Genomic DNA, 24,003 nt, shown 5'->3' with positions numbered 1-24,003 from the left:
ACCAAATCCTCCTAAATCCTTTTATATTGAAACTACTTAAGAGTAGCTTTTTCACCTTCGTTATATTGTTTGATTTTTACAAGTATTTCCATTGCAGCACCTTCGTCAGTTATTAGAACTCCGTTAGTTCTATGAAGTTGCGTTGCTATAATAGCCTCTGCTTTACTACTACCTGCTGCTACAGCAATAGCCTTATTTACCTTTCTTGCATCAGTATCTCTAACTCCTACTGTTGTATGCTTATATACTATTTCTCCTTGCTGATTATAATAGTTACCTAAAGCTTCTCCTACTGCCATTTTTACTTTTAGCTCTTGAAGAACTTTTGGTTCTACTTCCCTTCTTTCAGCTTGTATATCAGCTCTTCCAACACCATAAATTAGAAAATCTGCATTCCTAATCATAGAAACTACTTCTTCTATGCTTTTTTCTTTCATTATACTTTCTAATATGTCCTCACTTAAGCTGTCTAATACATGTAACAGTCTATGGGAACCACCTATTTTTTCTGATAACCTTGCTGCTAATGTATTAGCTTGAGTATCCATATTTTTGCCCATGCCTCCACGAGCTGGTAAAACTATTACATCATGATATTTATCTAATGTAGGAAAATTATCTACAAACTCTTTTATAGTGCTTCCTCCCGTAATTGCTATAGTAGAATCACTTTTTAAAACATCACTAAAATACGCCGAAGCCATTTTTCCTATCTCATGTATAACTGTTTTATCTTTATCATAATCTCCAGGTACTATAATTACTTTATTAAGGTTTAAATGAGATCTTATCTCTTCCTCTATTTCATTAAGTCCCTTAAATTGTTTTAGCAATTGAGCTAAGTCTTCTATTATTTTTTCTCCTTCTTCAGTAACATACATCCCCTCACTGAAGATTTCTACTAGGTTCTTTTCTTTTAGAAATGTTACCTCATTTCTTACAGTTCTCTCTCCCAAGTCTAAACTAGTAGCTAATATCCTTCTACCTATTGGCTGGTTATATAAAATTGTTCTTAAGATTGTATATCTTCTGTTAAATAATTCTACAACCTCTGGAACTATCTTCTGCTGTAACTTTATTATTTCATACAAGTAAAACACCCCTCAGGACTATTTTGTCCCACTGATTTATTTCTGTTCCCACTGTTATTATAATACATCTGCCGAATTTTGTGAAGATTTTTTTGAAAATTTTTAAAAAATAAATATTATATATTACTTTTTTAATTTTCGCTTGTTTACATTGTCGATTTTTAGCTCGCTTCTGTATTTTGCTACAGTCCTTCTAGAAATATTCATATTCCTACCTTTTAAAATCACCCTTATATCTTCATCCTTTAGAGGGCTTTTTTTATCTTCCTTATCAATTATAGATTTAATTGATGACTTTATAAAATTAACTGAATTGCTTAGTTCTTCTCCCGAATTCTTATTTACTGGAGTAGTAAATAGCTCTCTCATGGTAACTAAATTATTATTTATCATTAAATATTTTCCTTTAATTGCTCTACTTATAGTTGAGGAATGCAAGTTTAACTTTTCTGATAAATCTTTTATTTTCATTACCTTTAAATATGCTTCTCCACGCTTTATATACTCTTCTTGGTTCTCCACTATATGATTTATTATTTCTTCAATTGTGGATTTTCTCTTTTCAACGCTTCTTATTAGTGCCTTTGCAGCCTCTATTTTTTCTTTAACATATGCAATTTCTTCCTTTGTAGAATTCTTATTTTCTAATATTTCTCTGTAAGTATCATTAATTTTAATTTCTGGATAAAACTCTCTGTTCATTTTCACTTCAATTAAATTATCATTTTGGGTTATATATGCCTCAGGTATAGCTATAGCTATTTCCTCCTCTTCGCTAAAACCCGAAGTTGGAATTGGATTTAAATTCTTTATTTTTTTAATGTATTCATCTAAATCTACTTCGTTGATTAATAAATTCCTACAAATTTCTCTTCTATTATCCTCTTGCAACAAATATAAATATTCATAAATTATCTTGTGAAAAACATTGTCCATAATTCCTTTTCTTTTTAATTGAAGCTCTAAACATTCCTCTAAAGTCCTAGCAGCAACACCTGCTGGTTCTAAACTTTGTATAATATCTAAAACTCTAATAACATGTTCCTTACTACTTTTAGTAATATGTGAAATATTCTCTATATCCTCTATCAAGTATCCTCTATGATCTAAACTTTCCACTATAAATATAGCTATTTTTATATCTTCTCTTTGTATTTTAGAAAATCTCAATTGGTCTAATAATTCTTCTTTTAAATTTACTTCTGATACAACCTTTTTTTCTAAATAATCCTTAGTACTATTCTCTGAAGCTATAGAACTAATATAGTAGTCATCCTTTATTTCTATTAAAGGATTTTTTTCTACCTCTTTATTTATGTACTCAATAATATCCATGGGACCCATAGTTAAAAACTCTATTGATAGTCTCATTTCCTTAGTTAAAATTAACTTTTGACTTAAACTTAAATTTAATTCCATAACATCCTCCACTAATTACTATAAATTATTTAAAAGGAGACTTCCTTAAAACTAACTTTTCTCACTTGTTTAAATTATATAACTTGTATATGTATTTTTTAAAGTATATATATTCCAATAGTTAATATTAATTCTTTTTATTTTAGATATTTTTCTTAGAATATATTCAATCTCCAACCATATATATTGTAATAACTACTCTTCATTTTATCTATTGTAGATAATGTTCCCAAGGAAATATTAATAATGCCATTAACTGCTTTAAATATATTTTCATTTTTCTCTAATCCATATAAATTTGAATTTTTATATTTATTTTTCACATATCTCTTCATTTATCACCTCTATACTACTTAAATATGCCTGAATCCTCTCTAATGTTATAAAAAATTCTATATTTAATGTATGTTACTTTCTATTTATATATTTTTGTATTATTCAACTTTATTATTGTAAAAAAAAAGATTTATTGCTACTTTATAGCAATAAATCTTTTTCTCTAATATGAATTATTTTACAAACCAGTAATATTAACATTTTTTATTTCTAATGCTACTGGACCCTCATATGAACTTAATTTGCATACTTCTTTAGATAAATACATGTCCTCCTGTACTTCTAAAATGTTTCCTGATATAGACCCTCCTGTTATAGGTATAATCTCATTATCCATATAGTATAATGCTAATCTTATTTCCCCACCAAAACTTCCTGTTATACTATCCATTTGAAAGTCGGAAAAAGATAAAATTTCAACATAATTTTCCTTTCTCATTTCTTTTAAGGTCTTATCACCACTACCCACTATAATTTTTTCTAATTTTCCTGTAGGTTTGATATTTAAATAATATGAGTAAGAAAGGTCACCATGATAATTTTTAACTATTCCCTTACTTATTATATTTTCTCTTTTTATCCCTAAGCCATCTTCAGTGTATTCTTCATTCCCATCTAGACTTAATGTAATTTTACTTCCTAAAACATTATTACCTTGTATCATGTTGTCAATTTGAAAATCAGAAGTACCATTACAAGTAAGCTTTGCATTGGATTTATCTCTATAATACTTCATAAAAATAGCAATATATTCATCTCTTAAAATAATATTATATTTTCCTGTTTCAACTATTTCCTTTGCATTATATCTAAGATCTGTAAGCTCAAGTGCTTTTTTTATATCATAATCTATCAGCTTTTCATCTAGTTCATTATATTTGTACCTATTATATATTTCTACATCATTACATTGAGAAATACTTTCTAATTCTAAAAAATACTTATTATATCTAACATCTACTCCAAATGAATTTACAATTCGCTCCTTGCTTGTGTTTATAAATATCTCACAAGAATTTACAATTGAATTTACATCTTCTCTTTTTTTATAAACTATATTATATACTTTAACTAAATCCTCTTCTAAATTATATTCATCTTCTTTTAGATTCGATTTCTTCTCGATTTTCTCACCTTCACCAACTATTGGATAATAATCATTTTTCAAAAGCAAAGCAGCATAAGATGCTCCCTCTATCTCATTTTTCACCTCTTCGTCACTCATATTAGGATAAAGTATGGCCTTTGAAGCACCTCTATAGTTTTTATCATTTTCTTTAAAATCCACATATATAGTAAGCATATATTCTTTCGTTTCTTTAATTCTATCCATCTGCATATCTTCTTTAATAAAAAATCCTTCTACTGATTTATCACATCTTTCATTAATCTTATAAATCTTTATATCTAAATCATTTAATATATCAATAATTCTATTAATCATTATCCTAACCTCACCTTTGCCTTAATATATGGACCTCCTGAAGATACTTTGACATACTCCTTATATCCCTTTCCACATATTCCTGCGCCATCCATAGCTAAATCCCTTGAAATCATAGTTATAGATTTTAATACATCAGGAACATATCCTGTTATTATAATTGGTGAATAAATTTTTCCTGTAAACTTTCCATTTTTAATTTCCTTAGCCTTAGTTACAATACATTGAATACCCCAATTTTTAGGATCTTCCATGCCACTCTGTACTCCTTCTAACAAAAATCCATATTCTATGGAATTTATCATTTCATCAAGTTCGCTATCCCCTGGGCAAAAATAAGTATTGCTCATTCTACTATAAGCTTTTCTTTTAAAACTTTCTCTTCTTCCATTGCCTGTAGGTTTTGTGCCAAGCTCCATAGCAGATATTTCATCTGAAATTCCTTCCTTCAATATTCCTTTATCTATAATCTTAGTATTACTAGCTAAATTTCCTTCATCATCAAAGCTATAAGATGCAACATGTTCCATACCTAAGGCTCCATCATACATATTTACTAGCTCAGATGCAACATAATTACCTATTTCATTCTTAGCCTTTGCTCTTTCCTTCACAAACATGTCCATTTCCACACCATGACCAAATGCCTCATGTGCAATAAGCCCTGAAACATCGGGACTGCATATCACATCATAATACCCTGGTACCATAGGCATAGAATCTAAAAGTTCTATGGTATTGTTTATAAAATTCTCTATATCCTTATCTAGTTCTTCTAATAGCTCTATTCCCTTGAGCCCTGAAAAACTTTCATAATCATACTTTACTTTTCCATCCTTTTCAACAACACACAAACGCATTCCAACACTATATAAATAACTTTGGAAAAATTCAGTTTGTGAAGTTAAAAAAAGTTTATTTATATTTAAATATTCATATACTAATTTCAATTCCTTTATAAGACTAGATAATTCAATTCCTTTTTTTCTACTATCATTTAAAGCTTCTATTATATCACTTTCTTTTACTACTATAGGATGTATTTTTACTCCCTTCTCAAAGGTCCTAGTATCCCTTGCTTCTTTAATAATGTCATACTCCCTAATATTAAAGTTTTCTTGGAAGTTATTATGGGTATCTTTAATTTCACTTTTAATCTTATGTGCTAATTCTAAAATATTTTCCTTATTAATTTCATTAAAAGAATACTCAGAATAACTTTTTCCATTATATACCTTTACAACAAAGCCTCTTTCATTCAACATATTAGGTTCTATAGAATTAGAATTTTGAGAAACTACATACTTTTTACCTTTGCAATCAGTTGCTAATATAGATACATATTGAAAATCTTCATATAGAATATCTATAAGTTGCTTTAAGTACGGTTTAATTGTATTTAAATAAACAGAGTTTTGAGCCCTCATGAATCTGCCCCCCTTTTATAAAACATATACTCTATATAATGTATGCATATTATTCTTATTTAAATAATGTAATTTATTATTAGTTTATAAAATTATTAAATTAGCCCATATCCTAGATAAACATACCTAAGATATGGGCTTCATATTCATATATATTGAAACTTAATAAACTTTATATTTAAATATATTTTTCTTTAAGTACATTAACTCTTAAAGAAAATAAACTTTTTAAACTAATATATTATAAACTTAACACCAAAACATATTCTGAATGTTTTAACTCTTCTAAGCAAATCAATTATAGACATCATAATCAATTCATAATATTCAAAATATTCTATATATTAATTCCAAAATCATTCTTTTGTAGTACTTAATTCTGCTTCTAATTCATCAATATGCTTTCTATTAATTTTATTTAAGAAATATGCTATACCAAACATTATAATTATACCTAGAGGTATAAATACATATGGTTTCAAATTAAAGATACCTACTAATAAATACATAAGACCTACAACTCCAGCTACAGTTAAACCATATGGAACTTGAGTTTTAACATGGTCTATATGATCAGCCCCACTAAATATGGATGCCATGGCGGTTGTATCTGAAATAGGTGAACAGTGATCTCCAAATACAGCTCCTGATAATGCAATACCTGGAACCATTAAAGCTGTGTTTACATCCCCAGTCATTGAATATACTAGTGGTATTGCTATAGGCGTAATAATTGCCATAGTACCCCAAGATGTACCTGTAGCAAAAGCTACTATCATACCTAATCCAAATATCATAAGTGGCATAATCCAAAATGGAATCGTATCCCCTAAGCTAGAAATTAAGAAATCAGCTAATCCCATATTTTTAGTAGCTGTACTTAATGACCAAGCTAATGCAAGTATACAAGCTGTAAGAACCATTAATTTAAATCCATCTACAAATGTATCCATAGCTTCTTTTACAGGCATAATCTTGTAAGCAATCGCTAAAACAAAACCACTAACTGACATTGCAAAAGATCCCCAAAGAAGCGATAAAATAGCATCTGCATTTTCTAAAGTTCCTAATATACCAACACCTTCTCTTCCTGTCCAAATAAAACCAAATATAGTAACTGCTATCATTACTATGAAAGGTATTATAAATGTAGCTAATCTCGGCTTGACATCCTTAGGCTCTCCTAATTCACTTCCTATATCTAGCATAGGTTGTGAACCATCTGCACAATACTTTCCAGTTTTCATTGCTCTTCTTTCAGCTTTTAACATAGGTCCATAATCTAAACCTGATATAACAATAATACCAACAAAAATCAATGTGAATATACTATAGATATTATATGGTATAGTTTTTATATAAGCTCCCATAGCACTTACACCAACTATTCCTGCCGCCGCTATACCTTGTCCTATCATTGATATTTGAAAAGCTATCCAATCTGAAATAAATAATGATGCTGAAGGTGCAGCTGTAGCATCTAATATATATGAAAACTTTTCTGATGATACTCGTTGTTCTTTAGCAATATCTCTAAAAACATTACCATCAATTGCTGCTATAAGACAGTCATTAACACTAATAACCATTCCTAAAAGCCAAGCACCTATCCCAACATACTTTCTCTTTTTAATCTTAGCTCTTGCCCAATCTGATAGAGCCCTACTTCCCCCTAATCTCCATATGAAGGATATACCAGCTCCCATGAATAAAGTAAATAGTATTAAACTTGCATTTCCTGGATCTGTTACTTCACCTATTATTGTTTCTAAAGAAAAACCTGTTGCTGCAACTACATTTCCACTACATACTATAACCCCAGCAGCAAAAACACCTGCAAAAAGTGATAATAGAACCATTTTAGTTTTGAAACACAGCAGTATTGCTACCAATGGCGGCACCAAAGCCCATATACCTAGATTTTCCAAGATAATCCCCCCTTTTATTTTTATTCACCCTTGGAAAATGAATAAAAATACCTATTTAATAACATAACATAATAGAAAAACATTAAACCAATAGATTGAAAATGACATTTTGATTATATAACCATTTATATATATTATGCATTATTATGCTATAAAATTCCATAAAAAGTTATTGTCAAAATATTTTGAAATCTTTCTTCAAGTAACAAAAAAAATAAAGAAGTTGTCGCATTACGACAACTTCTCATTATTTATGAATATTTTAAAAGCAATTATTGGATATATTCAGCTTTTTTAAGAACTTCTACAGCCTTTTCGCCTTCGTCCTCACCAACTAATATAATTGGACCTGTACATCCCATTCCGCTTTCAGCATATATGCCTTCTTTCCATAATACTTTACAAGCATCTTCTAACTCAAGTATATCAATACCTGGGATAGAGAAAGTAACAACTTTCTTTGGTGGCATTTTAACTTCTTCTTCAGAAGATTCTGCTTTAGCCTTTTTACAAACTTTATCTATAGAAGCTTGTAAACCAGCTTTTTTAGCTTGTTTAAATTCATCCTTAGCAATTTCTAATACTTTGTTTTGAGCACAGCTCGCACAGTATCTTAATGCCTCAGCGATTAATGGAGCTCCTGATGCTCTTGATACGATGTTAACTAATTTATCATAGCCATCACCAATACCAGGACCATATCCAGCACCTATAGTCTCATATCCTCCACCAGTTGTGAAAGATGAGAACATTTTAACTAAGATGTTTCCAGTTAATGAATCACAAACCATAACATCTGGAGTACCAGCAAGAAGGTCGTTACCTCTCATTACTGCACCACCGTCAGCTCTTGCAGATTCTGCAAATTCAAATTTGAATCCATGTTCTTGAACTTCTCTTAGTATTCTTTCAACTTGTCTAGCACCTTCTACATTTAAGATACCAACTTTAGGATTTTTGATTCCTAAAGCTTTAGCAGCACAGATACCAGAAATTGTGTTGATAACCATTCCTTCAACTCTATTTGTTGAAGTAGTACCAGTTGTAGTAGCGATTATCATATCTCTACCTTTAGCTGGAGTTGTAACTTTACCTACTGTTGAAACACCGATTGGGAAGTCAAAGTGTTGAGTTACGCATCCATCTAATTCTCCTGCTTCTAACATAGCAGTCATTTTTTTGTGACCTTCTTCAGCTGTTTCAACTTCAACTATTTCGAAGTCTCCTTCAACTTTTGATCCGATTAAAACGATCTCAAAATCATCGTATTTAGCTTTAGCAAGCTCAGCAGCTTTAACCATTTCCTCTACTCCGTGTTCAGAACCAAGGATAGTTAAACCTATTCTTACTTTTTTGCCAAATCTTCCGCTCTTAAGCCCGTCAGCTATATCATTAAATACATCAGCAATCATTTGCTTAGCAACATTTTGGCTCATTGATTTCACCTCTTCACGTAATAAGAAATAATTATTCTTGCATTAAGAACTTAGCAAAGTCTTTCATTGCATCTGCAACCATTGACTTAACTTCTTCTTTGTTGATTCCGTTTCCTTCTTCAACAACACCTGGGTTTTTCTCAACAACTATTGAAACACCGTCAAATAAGTTTGTCATTCTTCCTAAGAATAAGCTTCCTTTACCAACGATCATGAAGTTCTTTAATCCACCGTCTAATATTCTATCTCTACCATGTCCAACGATTGGAACTCCTGATGGGATATGTCCTTGAGTTGGAGCAAATCCTGGGTAACCATGTCCTTTAACGAAAGCTGGTAATTCTTTTCTATCTAATTGTCCACTCTTAACTGCTAATGCACCTATCATTTTGTAGTTTTGAGTTGGAACATCTCCTGCTCCTGCTGGTTCAGTTATTTCTGAAGTTTGCATTTCTGGAGAGAATTTATCTATATCAGTTATTTTTAATTCAGCAGCATTTAATGGATCTAATACTAAAGCTTCTAATACAGCTTGTGGAGAAGCTCCGTGTCCAATTGTATGTCTACCAACAACGTCAGTTCTGATTATTGGGTTTACACCGTCATTTTCAGAAATTAATAATGCGAATCCGCCTAAGCAATCTTCCATAACTGGCATGTTTTTACCAATGTGAGATTTACCGTTCATACCTAATTTAGCTGTACATCCACCAGCAACTACTACTACGTGTTTGTATACACCAGATTTAACTAATGCAGCTGCATTAACTAATGAGTGAGAAGGACCTGCACAGAAACCTCTCATATCGATTCCAGTAGCACCTTTTAATCCTACTATTTCACCAACAGCTTTAGCGATGTTACCGCCACCTCTTTGGTTCATATCTCCGATAGCTTCTTCTGAACATTCGATAACATATCCAATTTCATCAACTGGTACATCTAATCCATCTACTAAATACATTAATGATAAAACACCTGAAGCTTTAACAGCTAGGTTTTCTAACATATATTCAGATGATAAGTTTTCATCGTAGTCGTGTGCTCTTTTTACACATCCTACTAACTTACCATTCATATCTAATCTTTCTGCACCTTTATTATTAACTTGCTCTTCGATTTCAGCTAATTCAAAACCAGCTTTCATTTCAGCTGCTTTTTCAGCTAATAATTTATGACCAGCTAATTTAGTTCTTACTTCTTCAGTGAAGTCTTTTTCTAACATAACAAGATCAAAAACGTCAGATATTTTCATTAATCCGTAGAATTCATCTTGAGGCATGATTTCACCAAATTTACCATATCTATTAGCACCCTCAACATTTTGAGTGAACCATGGTTTTGGCATAGCTTCTAATTCTTCTGGTGTCATGTTACCTATATATACTTGGTTTGGAGCATATCCTACAACCTGCTCAAAAGTTCTTGTGTTTTCTTTGATTGATTTTAGGTAGTCTGAATCTGGATTAGTTGCTCTTTCTACCATTTGTGTTGTTCCGTTATGTATTATCATATCCGGAGTATTTACTAATACATAAGCTGCTTTTTTAATTACTGGAAAACTCATTTTATGACCTCCTCATAATTCCTATGAAATTAATTGATAATTAAGATTTTTTAATATACAATCCACAATTTACAATATATTCTATATACATGTACATTGCACATTGTGCATTGTACATTGATATCAAAAAAGTTTTTTTTATAATAGAAAATAATGGCTACCTTATACATAGAATTAGGGAACTAGAGTTCCCTAATTCATATATTATAAGTTCAAATTAGAATTCAAATACTGTTTGCTCAGAAATTTCAGTTTCTAAAGCTTTTAATGCATTTTCAACTAACTTTCTTCTTAAAGCAACTTCTTCTTCTCTGTGAAGATTTGGGTTACCTAATGGGTAAGGTATTGCTATTGTTGGGATAATTCTATTAGCACCAACTGTTACAGATACAGGTGTAATTGTACACATGTGAACTACTGGCATTACCTTTTCTATTTCTTTAACTAACGTTGCTCCGCAACGAGTACAAGTTCCTCACGTAGAAGTTAATATAACTGCATCTACGCCATCTGCTTTTAATTCTGCTGCTGTGTCAGCACCGAATTTTTTAGAAGATGCAACTGCTGTACCGTTACCAACTGTAGAGTAGAAGTATCTGTGTAAAGCACCGATTTTTCCTTCTTTTTCCATTTGTCTTAATACGTCAACTGGAATAACTCTATCTGGGTCTTCGTTAGCATATACAGGGTCGTGACCACCGTGTGCTGTTTCGTGAGTTTCTGATGTTAAATCATCAATACCCTCGATGTCGTATTTACCAATTTTAGAAGCACTTGAAGACTCAATGTGGTCTGGGTTTCCTTTTGGTACAATACCACCAGATGTAACAATAGCTATTCTAGCTTTAGTTATATCTTTAACAGCTGGTTGTGGTTCAACTCTATCGAAGTCTGGCATTGGGAATTCAGTAACGAATTCTTCACCTTTTAACTTCTTAACAAGCATCTCAACTGCTCTCTTAGCTCCTCTATCTTCAGCAAAGAAGTTCTTTCTGATTCCTCTTGGAATGTATCCTTCTTCAGCTGGAGTTCCGATAGCTTCACCATTAGCTAATTTTAAAGCTAATGTAGCCATTGGACCGATTGCACTTCTCATACCAGCAGCACTATTCTTAGTAGAAATTACGTGTACAAATTTTTTGTACATATCTGCTCCTGGGTTTTCTATATACATACCAGTTATTACTGGAATGTTTAAAGTTTCTTTAACTTTTGTAGCTATAGCACCACAAGCAACACCGTATCTACCTGCGTTGAATGCTGGACCAGCAATAAATAAATCTGCTCCTGCCTCTTTAACCATAGCTAATATTGTTTCTTCAGCCTCTGCTTGGTGCTCAGCGAAGTAAGAGTCCCCACAAATAATAGTCTTAACTATTTGAGCTTCTCCTTTAAATGCTTTGTCTAATGCCATACCAGGTCCTACGAACCCTTCTCTGCATGATGGTTCAATATGAGCCATCTCTTCTCCACCAATGTTAGCGAAGAATTGATTAATATAGTGAACTACTTTAATCAAAGTAATTGCCCCCCTTCAACTGGAGTTACTATTTAAAACCCGCTAGTTTATTTTTTTATTTTTGAACAGTAAAGTTACTATTAGTTTCTAAGAATTAAAGAGAATATTTAGAGAACTCGTCTCTAACAGCTTTAACTTCTTCGATAATACCATCTACGTCTAAAACCATTTCCATCATTCCGCATTGCTCATCATAAACTGCTGCATCACAAGCATCTTTGATTTCTGGCTCAACCATGTGGTAAGCTGCTAATCCTAAAGCTATACCAGCTAGAGGACCTGCAAATGTTGGGTCTCCTGCTGCTACTGTTTCAGCTGATAATCCAGAAGCTTCAGCCTCTGCTCCACCAACGATTACTACTACATTTTCTGCACCGTGTTTTTCAGTTAATTCTTTAACTCTGTTTTGGATCTCCAGATCCATAGCACCTGCAGCTGTTCAGACGAAACATTCTGTAGATGCGAATATTACTTCTGCTCCTGCTGATTTAACACAAGCTTCGATAGCTGGTCCTGGTATACCGTCTCTGTCGCCGATAGCGATAACTTTCTTATCTTTTAACATTTGACTACATCTCCTTTGAAATATATTTATATCAAGTAAATTCTTTTATTAAGTAATTAAATTAGAATCCTCTAGCTGTTAAGTAGTTGAATCCAACTTCACTAGTAGCTCCAGTGATAACTTGAATTTCAGCTTCGATTGATCCGTCTGGTCTTAAACTTTCGTTGTTAGCACCAGCGATAATTTTAGCAGCTTCTGGATGTCCTATAACTTTATCCATTACTGGAAGTACGATTACTTCGTTAGCATTACCGTTTGTTACAACAGCGTCACCTTTTGGTGTAGAGTCAGCTAATGATTGAGAACATCCGTCTTGTCCAGCGTACTCATCAGTTAATAATACAGTCTTAACACCTTTATCAGTGATTTTGTTACAGTTCATAACTAAGTCAGCATCTGGGTTACCGAATCCTTCTTCTGAAACTATAGCAGCGTCAGCACCTAAGAATTCAACCATTTTAGCTACCCAGTTAGATGATCTTTCTTTATCAGCAAGGAATACGTTCTCGTTAGTTAAGATTACTCCCATAAAGTTGTAGTCTTTACCATGTCTTTCGTATAACTCTTCGATAATTGGGTGGTTCATGTGAACATAACTTGGGTTCTTATCACAAGCTGATACACAGTTACCACTTACTATAGCACCATCAAATACTTCTGTTGGATACATAAATGTTGGGATGATTTTCTTAGCATCAACACCGTATACATATGTATCGTGTAGTAATCCTTGGCTTTGTAACATGTAAACATAAACTACTTTTGGTAATTCTGGATATAATTTTGCTTGTTCGAATATTGGTAAAGTCTCGTAAGTTTTTACCTCATCAGGTTCAACATTTAATCCAGCTTTTCCTAAGTAAGTTGCAGCTTTAAAACCAATTGTTCTAATAGCTTCTTCGTGATTGTGCTGATCGATTCCTTCTTTAGGCTCAGCTACAATTACTAAGTTGTTTGTTTTTGAGAATGGTGTAAATTTAGCACCTTCTCCACACATATCAACTATACCTTCTTGGAAACCAACGATTTTACCAGTTGTAACAACTGCAGCACCTTTTAAAACATGAGTTCTTCCTGAACCTACTGTTTCAACTTTGCTGATGAATCCAGGGAATATTCCACCCTTTCCTTCTACTTTAACTCTTGGTTCAATTACGTCTTTAACTGGAATTATTCTCACTGACTCACCTGGTCTAGCGATTTCGAAATCGATACTAGCAACTCTTTCGTCACCACCGATTTCATTTAATAATTCTTCCTTATTAACATAAAGAACACCATTTTCTACTTTTGTTTCTGCACCAAATTGAAGATCTTTTATAAAAATTTTACCTACTTCAAGACGCATTAAATTCACCTCCTAGAAATATTGAAAGCACACGTCTTACATATATATTCATGTAGTAAGGTACCCACTATGGATACCTTATCCACAAAATACCACTTTGAATTTTAATTATAATGTTTCGTAGTAAGCTTTGATGAATCCTTCGATATCATCTAAGTTGCTGATTTTGTCAGCAGTAATTGTTTCAATACACTCACCATTTTTGTATATTTTCATAGTTGGTAAGCCTAAAACTTTTTGCCCTATAGCAAGTCTTCTGCATCCACTTGTGTTTAAGCTAGCAAATTTGATTTTATCTGCATATTTTTCTTCTAATCCGTGAACACCTGGCATTAATTGCTTACAGATTTCACATTTGTCTCCCCAGAAATCTACGAATACTGGTTTAGCAGTTTCATTAGTAACTTCTTGTTCCCAATTTTCTTTGTTTAATTCTAACATATTTCTGACCTCCATCAATTTTTGAATGTCTAACTATTCTAAATACTCCAATATTATTAAACATTCTCTGTAATTTTAAACTATAATTCTAAATGTTTCAACAATTTTAAATATATAGTCGTATTTTTTTAAAATTATTTATGATTTTCGATGTAGTGTTCAGCTTGAGTTGCTGCTATAGCACCATCAGCTGCTGCAGTGATAACTTGTCTTAAAGTTTTTTCTCTAACGTCACCTGCTGCAAATACACCTGGTATATTAGTTTTCATGTTTTCGTCTGTGATTATGTCTCCTCTTTCAGTCATGTTAACTGTACCTCTGAATAATTCAGAAATTGGGTTGTAACCAACGAATACGAAACATCCATCAACAGCTAATTTACTAACTTCACCTGTCTTAGTGTTTTTAACCATTAATCCACCTAAGATTCCATCGTTGTCGATAGCTTCTTCAACTACTGTATCAAATACGAAGTTGATTTTTGGATTATTGAATGCTTTTTCTAATAATGATTTAGCTGCTCTTAAGTTTTCTTTACCTTTTCTGTAGATAACTGTTACAGTTTCACCAAATTTACTTAAGTATATAGCTTCAGTTATAGCTGAGTCTCCACCACCGATTACAGCGATATCTAACTCTGTAAAGAAGTCAGCATCACATGTTGCACAGTAAGATACACCTTTTCCTCTTAGTTCGATTTCGTTCTTGAAACCACCTAATCTTGGAGTAGCACCTGTTGCAATGATGATTGTCTTAGCTTGGTAAGTTTCGTTGTTACAGATAACTGTTTTAACGTCACCTTCTAATTCAACTTTAGTAACTGTATCTTTAGTGAAATTTACTCCAAACTCTTCAGCTTGTTTTCTCATTCTTTCACTTAAAGTAGTACCTGTACAATCTTCGATTGATCCTGGATAGTTCTCTAACTCGTCTGTAGTTGTAGCTTGTCCGCCAAACTTAGCTCTTTCAATTATTAATGTATCCATCTTAGATCTAGCTGCATATAAACCTGCTGATAAACCTGCTGGACCTCCACCAATGATAATAGTATCAAAAATCTTTGACATGGTAAAATCCTCCTTTAATTTAAAGCATGATGTATTAAATCATGATCTATAACTTGAAAATCATACATTATGTCCTCTGAATACTTCGGTAATGGTGAAATATTCAAAAACTTATCTAATGTCATTATACTATTTTCTATCAAACTCAATGAGTCTAGGTCAACCCCTTGAATTTTTTTTACCGAAAGACAAACAGTTCTATAAGGAGTTTCATTAGGTTTTATACTACTCATTAGTGGATGAGTTAGTAACTTATGTCCCATATGAATTTTGTCTCTGATAACCTTATATACTTCGCTTACTTCTCCATCTATAAATTCCACTTCAAATTCGCCTTTGAACTTTTCTAGTGATAATGGATTGTTTGTTACTATAAATAATGGTTCAATCATTGTCCTTCTCTCCTATCGCTTTACATTAATAAAGACAGAGCATAGGTAAACTTTTAATTAATTAGTAAATAAATAATAATTAATAATTAGCCCTATACTCTGTCTTGGTACCTGAGAGATTTGCTCCGTCGGTGCTCTATTTTAGCTTTCCAGAGTTATGTCCATTTTCGATACTTTTGCCTGAGATGTTCGGATACATCGGCTAAGACTTTCCTTATTCCTTCGGCTATTTACCTGTTTAATTATTAACCCTTTAATTTTCAGATTAACAATATTTTTCGGTAAATCATCTCTCGAAAACTTCATCCATTTTTTTCTTTTTTAAGTTTTATTATTTAGCAGGTTTTTCTCTAAACTTTGTATTCAAGCTTTTCTTCCCTGCCGACAAACTTATTATATAATAATTGTCGCAAAATTTCTATAGTTTTTAAAAATTTATTTATTATAATTTTCTATAAGTTATATAGGAAAACTTTAATAATATTTTAACAATGTCAGAAATATCATTTATGATAGCCATTTTTTAATAATCTTCGATAAAAAACACCCCAGACGCAGTAGGTCCTGAGTGAACCCCTACAACACATCCTACATTAACTTCTACGTAATTTTCACATATATCTTTTATATTATTACGCACTAACTCTTCTAGTTCCTTATCACCTGTCTTCTCAAATAATACAGGATCTTCCTTATTTATACCTTTTTCTTTCATATAACTAAAGGCATTTTTAACTGCCTTCTTAGTTCCTCTTACCTTTTCCCTAACCTTCATTTCACCGTCATTTACTTCCATTATAAGCTTTATACCCAAAAGGTTTCCTATTGCAGCTGTTGTTCTTGATAATCTTCCACCTTTAACTAAGTTCTCTAAAGATCCAAATACTAGTGAACTTTTAACATGTGGTATAGCTTGTTTTATCTTACATTCTATTTCTTCAATAGATAAGCCCTTTTCTTTTAACATAGCAGCCTTTAAAACTAATATTCCTAAGCCTGCTGTAACATTCAAACTATCAATAGTAACTATGTCTTCTGTTTCAAGTGTTTCTTTAGCAATACATGATGATTGATATGTACCACTCATTTTAGAGGAAAGATGTATTGATAATATCTTATATCCTTGCTCTAAGTAAGGTTTATAGTGTTCCATAAATCTTTGAGGATTTATTTGTGACGTTGTCGGGAACTCATCAGAGAATTCCATCTTTTGAACTAGTTCTGGAAATACTAGATTTACTCCATCATAATAACTTTCCCCATTTATATTAACTATAAGAGGTATAACTTCTATATCATACTTCTCAACAACTTCTTTAGGTAAATCACAGGTACTATCTGTAATTATCTTTATCTTATCCACCTTCATTCCTCCTATTTCATCTCTGGGTAACCAATTTGTCTTAAAGCCTCATAAGCTATTATAGATACTGTATTTGAAAGATTTAATGATCTCGTTGTAGTATTTACCATTGGTACTCTTATGCATCCCTCTGGGTTTACATCTCTAACTTCCTGTGGTAAACCCGAAGATTCTCTTCCAAATATTAAGAAATCGCCCTTTTGGAACTTAGCATCCGAATGATTCTTAGCTCCTTTAGTAGTACAAAAGTAAAAATTCCCATCTTTATATTTCTCTCTAAACTCTTCAAAGGACTCATGTATTTCTAAATTTAATTCTGGCCAATAATCTAAGCCCGCTCTTTTTAGTTGTTTTTCATCCAAACTAAACCCTAAAGGTTTTATTAAATGTAATTTACTATTAGTAAGTACACAAGTTCTTCCTATGTTACCTGTATTTTGTGGAATTTCAGGTTGAAATAATACTATATTCAAATTCTCCATAGATTAAAATCCTCCTAAACTAGTATGTCTATTTACTGCCATTGTATTATATAAATTTATCTTCACATTAAAATCTATGCCATATTATGCTATGTATGAATAATTGCTAATTAAAAATAATAACATTTAATTTTAATGTAATTATGACTTTTAAAATTATATCCTTAATTAATCTTAATTTACAAGTGTCTATCTAACCATGATCTTATATCTTCATATACCTCTTGCTTATTTATTTCATTTAACATTTCATGTCTACCTTCAGGATATAATTTAAATTGAATATCTTTTATACCTAAGTCTTCATATTGCTTACGAAGCTTTTTTACTCCCTTGCCCATATCACCTACTGGATCTTTATCACCAGAAAAAATAAATATAGGTAATTCTTTAGGGATTCTATTCATATTCTTCTCATCTCTTAAGTAACTTAAACCATTAAGTAAGTCTAAAATGCAACCTGAAGTAAAATCTTGACCACATCTTTTATCTTTAATAAATTTATCTACTTCTTTTTCATCTCTAGTTAACCAATCAAAGTCCGTTTTATTTGGACGGAACTTTTTATTAAATCCACCAAAAGTTAAGTTTTGCATAAGCTTACTTACCTTATTAACTCCAACTCTATTTACTTCAAATTTTCCTATAATCTTTCCTGTATGAATTGCAATTTTAGGTTGTTGACCTGTCCCTGATATTATAGCACCATTAAGTTCCTTACCATATAAAGTTATATAGGTCCTTGTTAAGAATGAACCCATACTGTGTCCCATTAGAAATATTGGAAGTTCCTCATGATTGCTTTTTATTATTTCATTTAAACTATGCATGTCCTCTACAACCTTAAACCATCCATCTTCATAATCAAAAAATCCTAATTCTTTTTCTGACGTAGCAGTTTTACCATGTCCTCTATGATCATTTGCATAAACAATATATCCGAATTGATTTAAATACTGAGCTATTTCATTATATCTATACGAATGTTCTGATGCTCCATGAGCTATTTGGATTGCCCCTCTTAGTTCTACTCCTTCTTCGGGAGTCCATTGATTAACAAAGATTTCTTGTCCAAGCTCACCTTGAAAGTTAAAATAACTATGTCCCACAAAACCACTTCCCTTATTTAAAAATAACTTACTACTTATTTTATCATAATTAAAGTTGTTTTTACTAATAGATTTTAAGTATATTATTGATAAACACACTGTAAACATAATTTTTTAATAGTTTATTTACCTTGTATTAACACATATTGCAGAGTTATCTTTTTATTATAACTTTAATACTGATTATTTTTAATTATAATTGAGTTAGTTCTTATTATTTGGACTTTAACTATAGCATACTCATTCATCAATGTTTAATTTGTAATAAATACTCTATAGGAAACATAAAAATCTTTCTTATCCTATATAATCTTACTCATTTTAAACTATTACTAAGTAAATTTCCACATGATAATTAATACAAAATACATTAAATTACATAATAATAAATTCTAATATATCTAAATCAGATTATTTATAAATCTAATTTAGATATACTATTGACTCTCATATTAAAACCTTAGAATGTATAGACTTTATAAAAACCTTATGTAGTATTCAAGAGCTATAACTTGAAATTCCAATATAATTTCTCATATTCAAAAAAAACAACCGATAATTTAATTATTGGTTATTGACATATAAGCTTATATATTATATAAATATGTTATACTAATTAAACTTTAAATGTAGCACATAATTGTTTTATAACATATTATATAGCATTAAATATATAAATTAATAATCGGGGGTACTAATATGAGTATTAAAGTAGGTTTAAATGGCTTTGGAAGAATCGGAAGAACTGTATTAAGAATAATGAGTGAAAATCCTAATAGTAATTTTGAGATAGTTGCTATTAACGCTAGAGGTGAAAGTGCTAGCCTAGCTCACTTATTTAAATATGACTCTTGTTTCGGAACTTTTAGAGGAGATGTACAAGCAACTGAAAATGCTCTTACTGTAAACGGAAAAGAAATAAAGGTTACTAGATGCGCTTCTCCAAAGGATATTCCATGGGGAGAATTAGGTGTAGACGTTGTAATAGAATCAACTGGTAAATTTAAAGAACGTGAAGATTTATTAATGCATATAGAAGCTGGTGCAAAAAAGGTTATAATAACTGCACCTGCTAAAAATGAAGATATAACTGTTGTTATGGGTGTTAACGATGGCGATTTAGATGTAGCTAAGCATTCTTTAATTTCAAATGCTTCTTGTACAACTAACTGTCTTGCTCCTGTTGCAAAAGTATTAGATGAAAAATTCGGTATTGTTAAAGGTCTTATGACAACAATACACTCTTATACAAACGATCAAAACATTTTAGATAAATCACATAAAGATTTAAGAAGAGCAAGAGCTGCTTGCGAATCAATAGTTCCAACTTCAACTGGTGCAGCTAAAGCTGTTGCTAAAGTTTTACCTCAATTAAAAGGTAAGTTAAATGGATTCGCTTTAAGAGTTCCTACTCCAACAGTATCAATTACTGATTTAGTTTGTGAGTTAAGTAAAGATGTTACAGCTGAAGAAGTTAATTCAGCTTTCAAAGCAGCTTCTGAAAACGAAATGAAAGGTATTCTTGGATACTGCGAATTACCTTTAGTTTCTGTTGACTATAAAGGTGATGACCGTTCTACTATAGTTGATGCACTTTCTACTATAGTTATAGAAAAAAACATGGTTAAAGTTGCAGCTTGGTATGATAATGAGTGGGGATATTCTGCAAGAGTCGTAGATTTAGTTGAATTAGTTGCTACTCAACTTATAGCTCAAGCTAACTTAAGAATAGCTTAATTAAAACTTGCTAACTAGCATACTCTTTATACTCCACCGAGTATGTCTAAAAAGATAGCTAAATATTTAGGATTAACTGCCCTATAATACTAGTTATCATATAAATTTCCTATAGTTTTTTACCACCATTCACAAAGTAGTGAATGGTGGTAATTTTATTTTATCCATTTTTATTTAATTAAACATATTTGTGTCAAAGTAAATCAAATTTTCATATTTTGGAAGTATAGATCAATTTCTATGATTTATTTTATACTGAAGAGTTATACCCTAAATTATTACCTTTCATAAATAAACTAGGAGGAAAACATTATGGCTGTTAAAGGAAAAAACAATACCTTTGTAATACAAAACAACGGTGCATCTTCATATGATTGTATTTTCACCATTGATGATGGTTCTCATCAAGATGAAAGCTTTAATACTAAAGATATATCTAATGATGATTTAACTTATACCGAATCAACTAATACTAAAGATATGGATTCAATAAATACTGAAGTTTTAACAGATAGCGAAGGTAAAAATATAAATGAAGATCTAACTTCTCTTGAAGAAAGTAACTTTGTTATAGAGGATTCTCAAATTGTAATGGATCACTCTGAGGATGGAGAAATTAGTAACAATGACCCTGTTATTTATAATGCAACAAATGCAGATGGTGAGTTAGACTCAAACTTTGTAACTAATGACTGTGGACATTCAAGTCCTCTTTGGAGCTATGGAGAGTTTTTAGAAAACTTCGCTAAAGGTGATGAATACTTCAAAGGATTCTATTATACTAATTCCTATGAGTCCAATGAAGGTTCACAACAAGAAAATCTACCTGAAGAAAATGTAGTTATAGAAGATTCAAATATTGAATTAGATACAAACTCTTCTAATAGTGACGAAGATAAAGATTTTAATTATGATGAATTTATCTTCGAGAATATGAATGAAGATATTACTTCTAATGTAACTTATAACACATCTTCTACTGTAGATAACATTTCTAATGAAGAAGAAATAGTAAGTTCTTCTAACATCAATACTGAACCTGAAGTAATTGCACCTTGTGATCCAAACTATAAATCTCCTGAACATGGAGACTTTTATAATGACTCTTATAGCGAAACCGAAACTAACATTGGAGTTTCTAATTCTTCACTTGACTTTGTTGAAGATGATTTCAAAGACTACGTAGGAGAAAAATTATCTACTTCAAACACTTCAAGTAATGATGAAATATTAGAAAATACCAATACCGATGAAAACTTTGAAACAAAATTCTTTAATGATTATGCTAATCAAATTAATGACACTACTGAAGATGTTGAAATATTTGAAGATAACTTCTCTTCATTAGAAGACTCAAGAAACTATGAAGAAGAGTTTTTAGCTAAGTTTAATTACACTAGTGAAAATTCATCAAATGATTCTACTTCTTCATTTACAGAGGAAGAATTCTTTGCTGATACAACTTTCAACTCACCTAATTCAAACACAACTATTATAGAAGATTGTGGCGAAGATTTATTCTTTAAAAACTGTGAGACTGATATAGAAAATACTAAATGTGATTGTTGTACTCCACCACCTAAACCAGTTAAAAAGATAAGAAGAACTTGCTGCAATAACAACAATCATAGTAATGACTTTATTTTATTCATAGTAGTATTATTCCTTTTATGGTACTCTATGAGCAATAACAATAATAATTGTGGAAGTAATAACACTAATAACTGCTGTTGCAATTTCGTACCTTATTACTTCTAAACTAAAAACAATAAGTTTTTTATGCCCTTAAATCTTAATTTAATAGTTATTTTATAAAAAGTATAAATACCTCTAAACTATACTATTAGAGGTATTTATACTTTCTTTATTTTTTAACACCTATTATTACTATCTCGTCTTTAGGTTTTATGTTTACATTATATATAAGCTTTTTATCTACAAGTTCACCTTCCTCATAAATATACCTATAAATATCAGCACTCCAGCCTGCCTCACCCTGTTGTTTTATTTCTGTATAACCTATCCCCTTAGTTCCATCCTCTTGAATTATTCTATGTGGTTTAAGCAACTTTTCATTTACCGTTCTTATTTCATAACGCCTTGAGTTTATAGACTTAGCTGAATATATTTTAAAATATACTAAATTGCTTTTTACATTTCCCTCTATATAAATTGGATATGGAAGAGTATTAATAAACTTATAATCAAGATATCCATAAGAAACTGTTGCATCATAGCCTTTATCAACATAACTTACCAACTTACTATGTCCATGCCTCTCCGTAGGATTTATATCTGTTCTAATAATAGCATTATGTAGTGTAGATGATACCTGACATACTCCCCCTCCAACATCATCTTGGTACTTATCATTAACTATTACCTTAGCATTTTCATAGCCTTTATTACTTGTCCTAGCTCCTACTATTTTATTAAAGCTAAACTCATCTCCAGGCATTACAAGAGTTCCATTTACAGCCTTTGTACTTATCTCTATGTTTTTATTTCTAGACTCACCGGAGTTATACAAACTTGTTTCATAGGATGAAATTACAGAATCTATACTCTTCAGATCTTTTTCTAATATCCTAGGAATAATCTCCTTAATCTCTCCTACAACTAATATATTATCTTTTCCATGATCCTCCATGAGCTTATTAATTATATCTTCTCTTAATTTATCTTCTTCTAACTCTAATCCTATAACTTCACTATATACCTTAATATCCCCATTATTTATTTCAATTTTTGCATCTTCGCTACATCTACAAGCCTTACACTTAATATTATCTATATACTGCTTAAAAGCCTCCTCATCTAAATTAAAGGATAACTTAAACTCATCTATACTTTTCTTTTTTAACCTTATATAAGATTTGAAAATATTTTTATCTCGTCCTTCAGCAAAAGATTTTGCTATTATTTCATCAGTATTATACTGTACCCCTAAATCACTAAAACTTATTTCAAATTCATTGTCATTTATCTCAGTTGTAATACTTCTATTTTTTTGATCAACTAAATAAGTCTCTTCTATCTTTTGTTTAGCCTCTTCTTTTGTTAAATAACTAAGATCTATGTTCTCCACAAATACTCCTGGATAAATTTTATCACTTACATTCCAAAAACTACAAGAAAACTCTATTAGTGCTGCACAAAAAACTAAAGCTCCTATTATAGCTACCTTCTTTCTCATATATCCCCCACTCTTTTTGCTTATTAAGATTTTTTTCCTATCTAAATTATGTAACTTCATTTATATATACTTAAAACTATCTATAACTATATATAGAGTCTTCAGGCTTATTTTATTCCAACTATTATAGTTAATT

At 31.0% G+C, this 24,003-nt stretch carries 20 protein-coding genes and 1 riboswitch; of the genes, 2 read left to right on the top strand and 18 right to left on the bottom strand.

Translation table 11 applies throughout. The annotated features are described in order from the left end of the window. Positions 1 to 32: 32 nt before the first annotated feature. The 17 genes from BUA48_RS12495 to BUA48_RS12405 form a co-directional block, all read right to left on the bottom strand. Positions 33 to 1,091: a sugar-binding transcriptional regulator gene (locus BUA48_RS12495; protein WP_072832406.1), complete on the bottom strand. Its 1,059-nt coding sequence runs from the start codon at positions 1,089 to 1,091 to the stop codon at positions 33 to 35. A 123-nt stretch (positions 1,092 to 1,214) separates the two neighbouring features. Next, positions 1,215 to 2,510, bottom strand: coding sequence for an RNA polymerase factor sigma-54 (rpoN, locus tag BUA48_RS12490; RefSeq protein WP_072832405.1), 1,296 nt, complete (start codon positions 2,508 to 2,510; stop codon positions 1,215 to 1,217). Positions 2,511 to 2,665: 155 nt separating this feature from the next. Further along, complete coding sequence (locus tag BUA48_RS12485) at positions 2,666 to 2,845, bottom strand: hypothetical protein (RefSeq protein WP_072832404.1); 180 nt, start codon at positions 2,843 to 2,845, stop codon at positions 2,666 to 2,668. A gap of 179 nt (positions 2,846 to 3,024) precedes the next feature. Beyond that, positions 3,025 to 4,290: a metallopeptidase TldD-related protein gene (locus tag BUA48_RS12480; protein ID WP_072832403.1), complete on the bottom strand. Its 1,266-nt coding sequence runs from the start codon at positions 4,288 to 4,290 to the stop codon at positions 3,025 to 3,027. Continuing rightward, on the bottom strand, positions 4,290 to 5,717 hold the full coding sequence (locus BUA48_RS12475; protein WP_072832402.1) for a TldD/PmbA family protein: 1,428 nt from the start codon (positions 5,715 to 5,717) through the stop codon (positions 4,290 to 4,292). Before BUA48_RS12475 ends, BUA48_RS12480 begins: the two co-directional genes overlap by 1 nt. A gap of 356 nt (positions 5,718 to 6,073) precedes the next feature. After that, positions 6,074 to 7,645, bottom strand: a complete 1,572-nt coding sequence (locus tag BUA48_RS12470; RefSeq protein WP_072832401.1) for a Na+/H+ antiporter NhaC family protein — start codon at positions 7,643 to 7,645, stop codon at positions 6,074 to 6,076. Positions 7,646 to 7,917: 272 nt separating this feature from the next. Continuing rightward, entirely contained in the window at positions 7,918 to 9,081 is a 1,164-nt protein-coding gene (gene grdD / locus BUA48_RS12465; protein WP_072832400.1) for a glycine/sarcosine/betaine reductase complex component C subunit alpha, read from the bottom strand. A gap of 31 nt (positions 9,082 to 9,112) precedes the next feature. Then, positions 9,113 to 10,648, bottom strand: coding sequence for a glycine/sarcosine/betaine reductase complex component C subunit beta (gene grdC / locus BUA48_RS12460; RefSeq protein ID WP_072832399.1), 1,536 nt, complete (start codon positions 10,646 to 10,648; stop codon positions 9,113 to 9,115). Positions 10,649 to 10,865: 217 nt separating this feature from the next. Further along, positions 10,866 to 12,167, bottom strand: a complete 1,302-nt coding sequence (gene grdB, locus BUA48_RS12450; RefSeq protein WP_084666315.1) for a glycine reductase complex selenoprotein B — start codon at positions 12,165 to 12,167, stop codon at positions 10,866 to 10,868. Between the two features lie 94 nt (positions 12,168 to 12,261). Beyond that, positions 12,262 to 12,732: a glycine/sarcosine/betaine reductase complex selenoprotein A gene (grdA, locus tag BUA48_RS12445; RefSeq protein WP_084666313.1), complete on the bottom strand. Its 471-nt coding sequence runs from the start codon at positions 12,730 to 12,732 to the stop codon at positions 12,262 to 12,264. Positions 12,733 to 12,793: 61 nt separating this feature from the next. Beyond that, on the bottom strand, positions 12,794 to 14,080 hold the full coding sequence (locus BUA48_RS12435; RefSeq protein WP_072832394.1) for a glycine/sarcosine/betaine reductase component B subunit: 1,287 nt from the start codon (positions 14,078 to 14,080) through the stop codon (positions 12,794 to 12,796). 108 nt (positions 14,081 to 14,188) lie between these two features. Further along, positions 14,189 to 14,521 (bottom strand): thioredoxin family protein, encoded by a 333-nt coding sequence (locus BUA48_RS12430; RefSeq protein ID WP_072832393.1) that lies wholly within the window; start codon positions 14,519 to 14,521, stop codon positions 14,189 to 14,191. A 134-nt stretch (positions 14,522 to 14,655) separates the two neighbouring features. Next, the gene (trxB, locus tag BUA48_RS12425) at positions 14,656 to 15,588 is read right to left on the bottom strand and encodes a thioredoxin-disulfide reductase (protein ID WP_072832392.1); all 933 of its coding nucleotides are present in this window, start codon (positions 15,586 to 15,588) and stop codon (positions 14,656 to 14,658) included. A 14-nt stretch (positions 15,589 to 15,602) separates the two neighbouring features. Beyond that, a complete protein-coding gene (locus BUA48_RS12420; RefSeq protein WP_072832391.1) occupies positions 15,603 to 15,980 on the bottom strand; it encodes a GrdX family protein in 378 nt (125 codons plus the stop codon). 89 nt (positions 15,981 to 16,069) lie between these two features. Continuing rightward, a riboswitch (glycine riboswitch) is annotated at positions 16,070 to 16,143 on the bottom strand. Positions 16,144 to 16,503: 360 nt separating this feature from the next. Then, complete coding sequence (locus tag BUA48_RS12415; protein ID WP_072832390.1) at positions 16,504 to 17,343, bottom strand: DegV family protein; 840 nt, start codon at positions 17,341 to 17,343, stop codon at positions 16,504 to 16,506. Between the two features lie 11 nt (positions 17,344 to 17,354). After that, on the bottom strand, positions 17,355 to 17,825 hold the full coding sequence (gene trmL / locus BUA48_RS12410; RefSeq protein ID WP_072832389.1) for a tRNA (uridine(34)/cytosine(34)/5-carboxymethylaminomethyluridine(34)-2'-O)-methyltransferase TrmL: 471 nt from the start codon (positions 17,823 to 17,825) through the stop codon (positions 17,355 to 17,357). Positions 17,826 to 18,004: 179 nt separating this feature from the next. After that, positions 18,005 to 18,934, bottom strand: a complete 930-nt coding sequence (locus BUA48_RS12405; RefSeq protein WP_072832388.1) for an alpha/beta hydrolase — start codon at positions 18,932 to 18,934, stop codon at positions 18,005 to 18,007. 699 nt (positions 18,935 to 19,633) lie between these two features. Here BUA48_RS12405 and gap point away from each other — a divergent pair. Together gap and BUA48_RS12395 are read left to right on the top strand one after the other, a co-directional pair. Continuing rightward, positions 19,634 to 20,671, top strand: a complete 1,038-nt coding sequence (gene gap / locus BUA48_RS12400) for a type I glyceraldehyde-3-phosphate dehydrogenase (protein WP_072832387.1) — start codon at positions 19,634 to 19,636, stop codon at positions 20,669 to 20,671. A 312-nt stretch (positions 20,672 to 20,983) separates the two neighbouring features. After that, positions 20,984 to 22,429 carry a hypothetical protein gene (locus BUA48_RS12395; protein ID WP_072832386.1) on the top strand — a complete coding sequence of 482 codons (1,446 nt, stop codon included), beginning with the start codon at positions 20,984 to 20,986 and terminating at the stop codon, positions 22,427 to 22,429. Positions 22,430 to 22,535: 106 nt separating this feature from the next. On the opposite strand, the gene BUA48_RS12390 is transcribed toward BUA48_RS12395, so the two are convergent. Then, complete coding sequence (locus tag BUA48_RS12390) at positions 22,536 to 23,867, bottom strand: VanW family protein (protein WP_072832385.1); 1,332 nt, start codon at positions 23,865 to 23,867, stop codon at positions 22,536 to 22,538. Positions 23,868 to 24,003 lie beyond the last annotated feature (136 nt).

The organism is Clostridium collagenovorans DSM 3089 (assembly GCF_900130005.1).
In the GTDB taxonomy this organism is placed as follows: Bacteria; Bacillota; Clostridia; order Clostridiales; family Clostridiaceae; genus Clostridium_D; species Clostridium_D collagenovorans.
The sequence above is the reverse complement of the archived record's forward strand: the minus strand, read 5'-3'. Positions and strand labels throughout refer to the sequence as shown.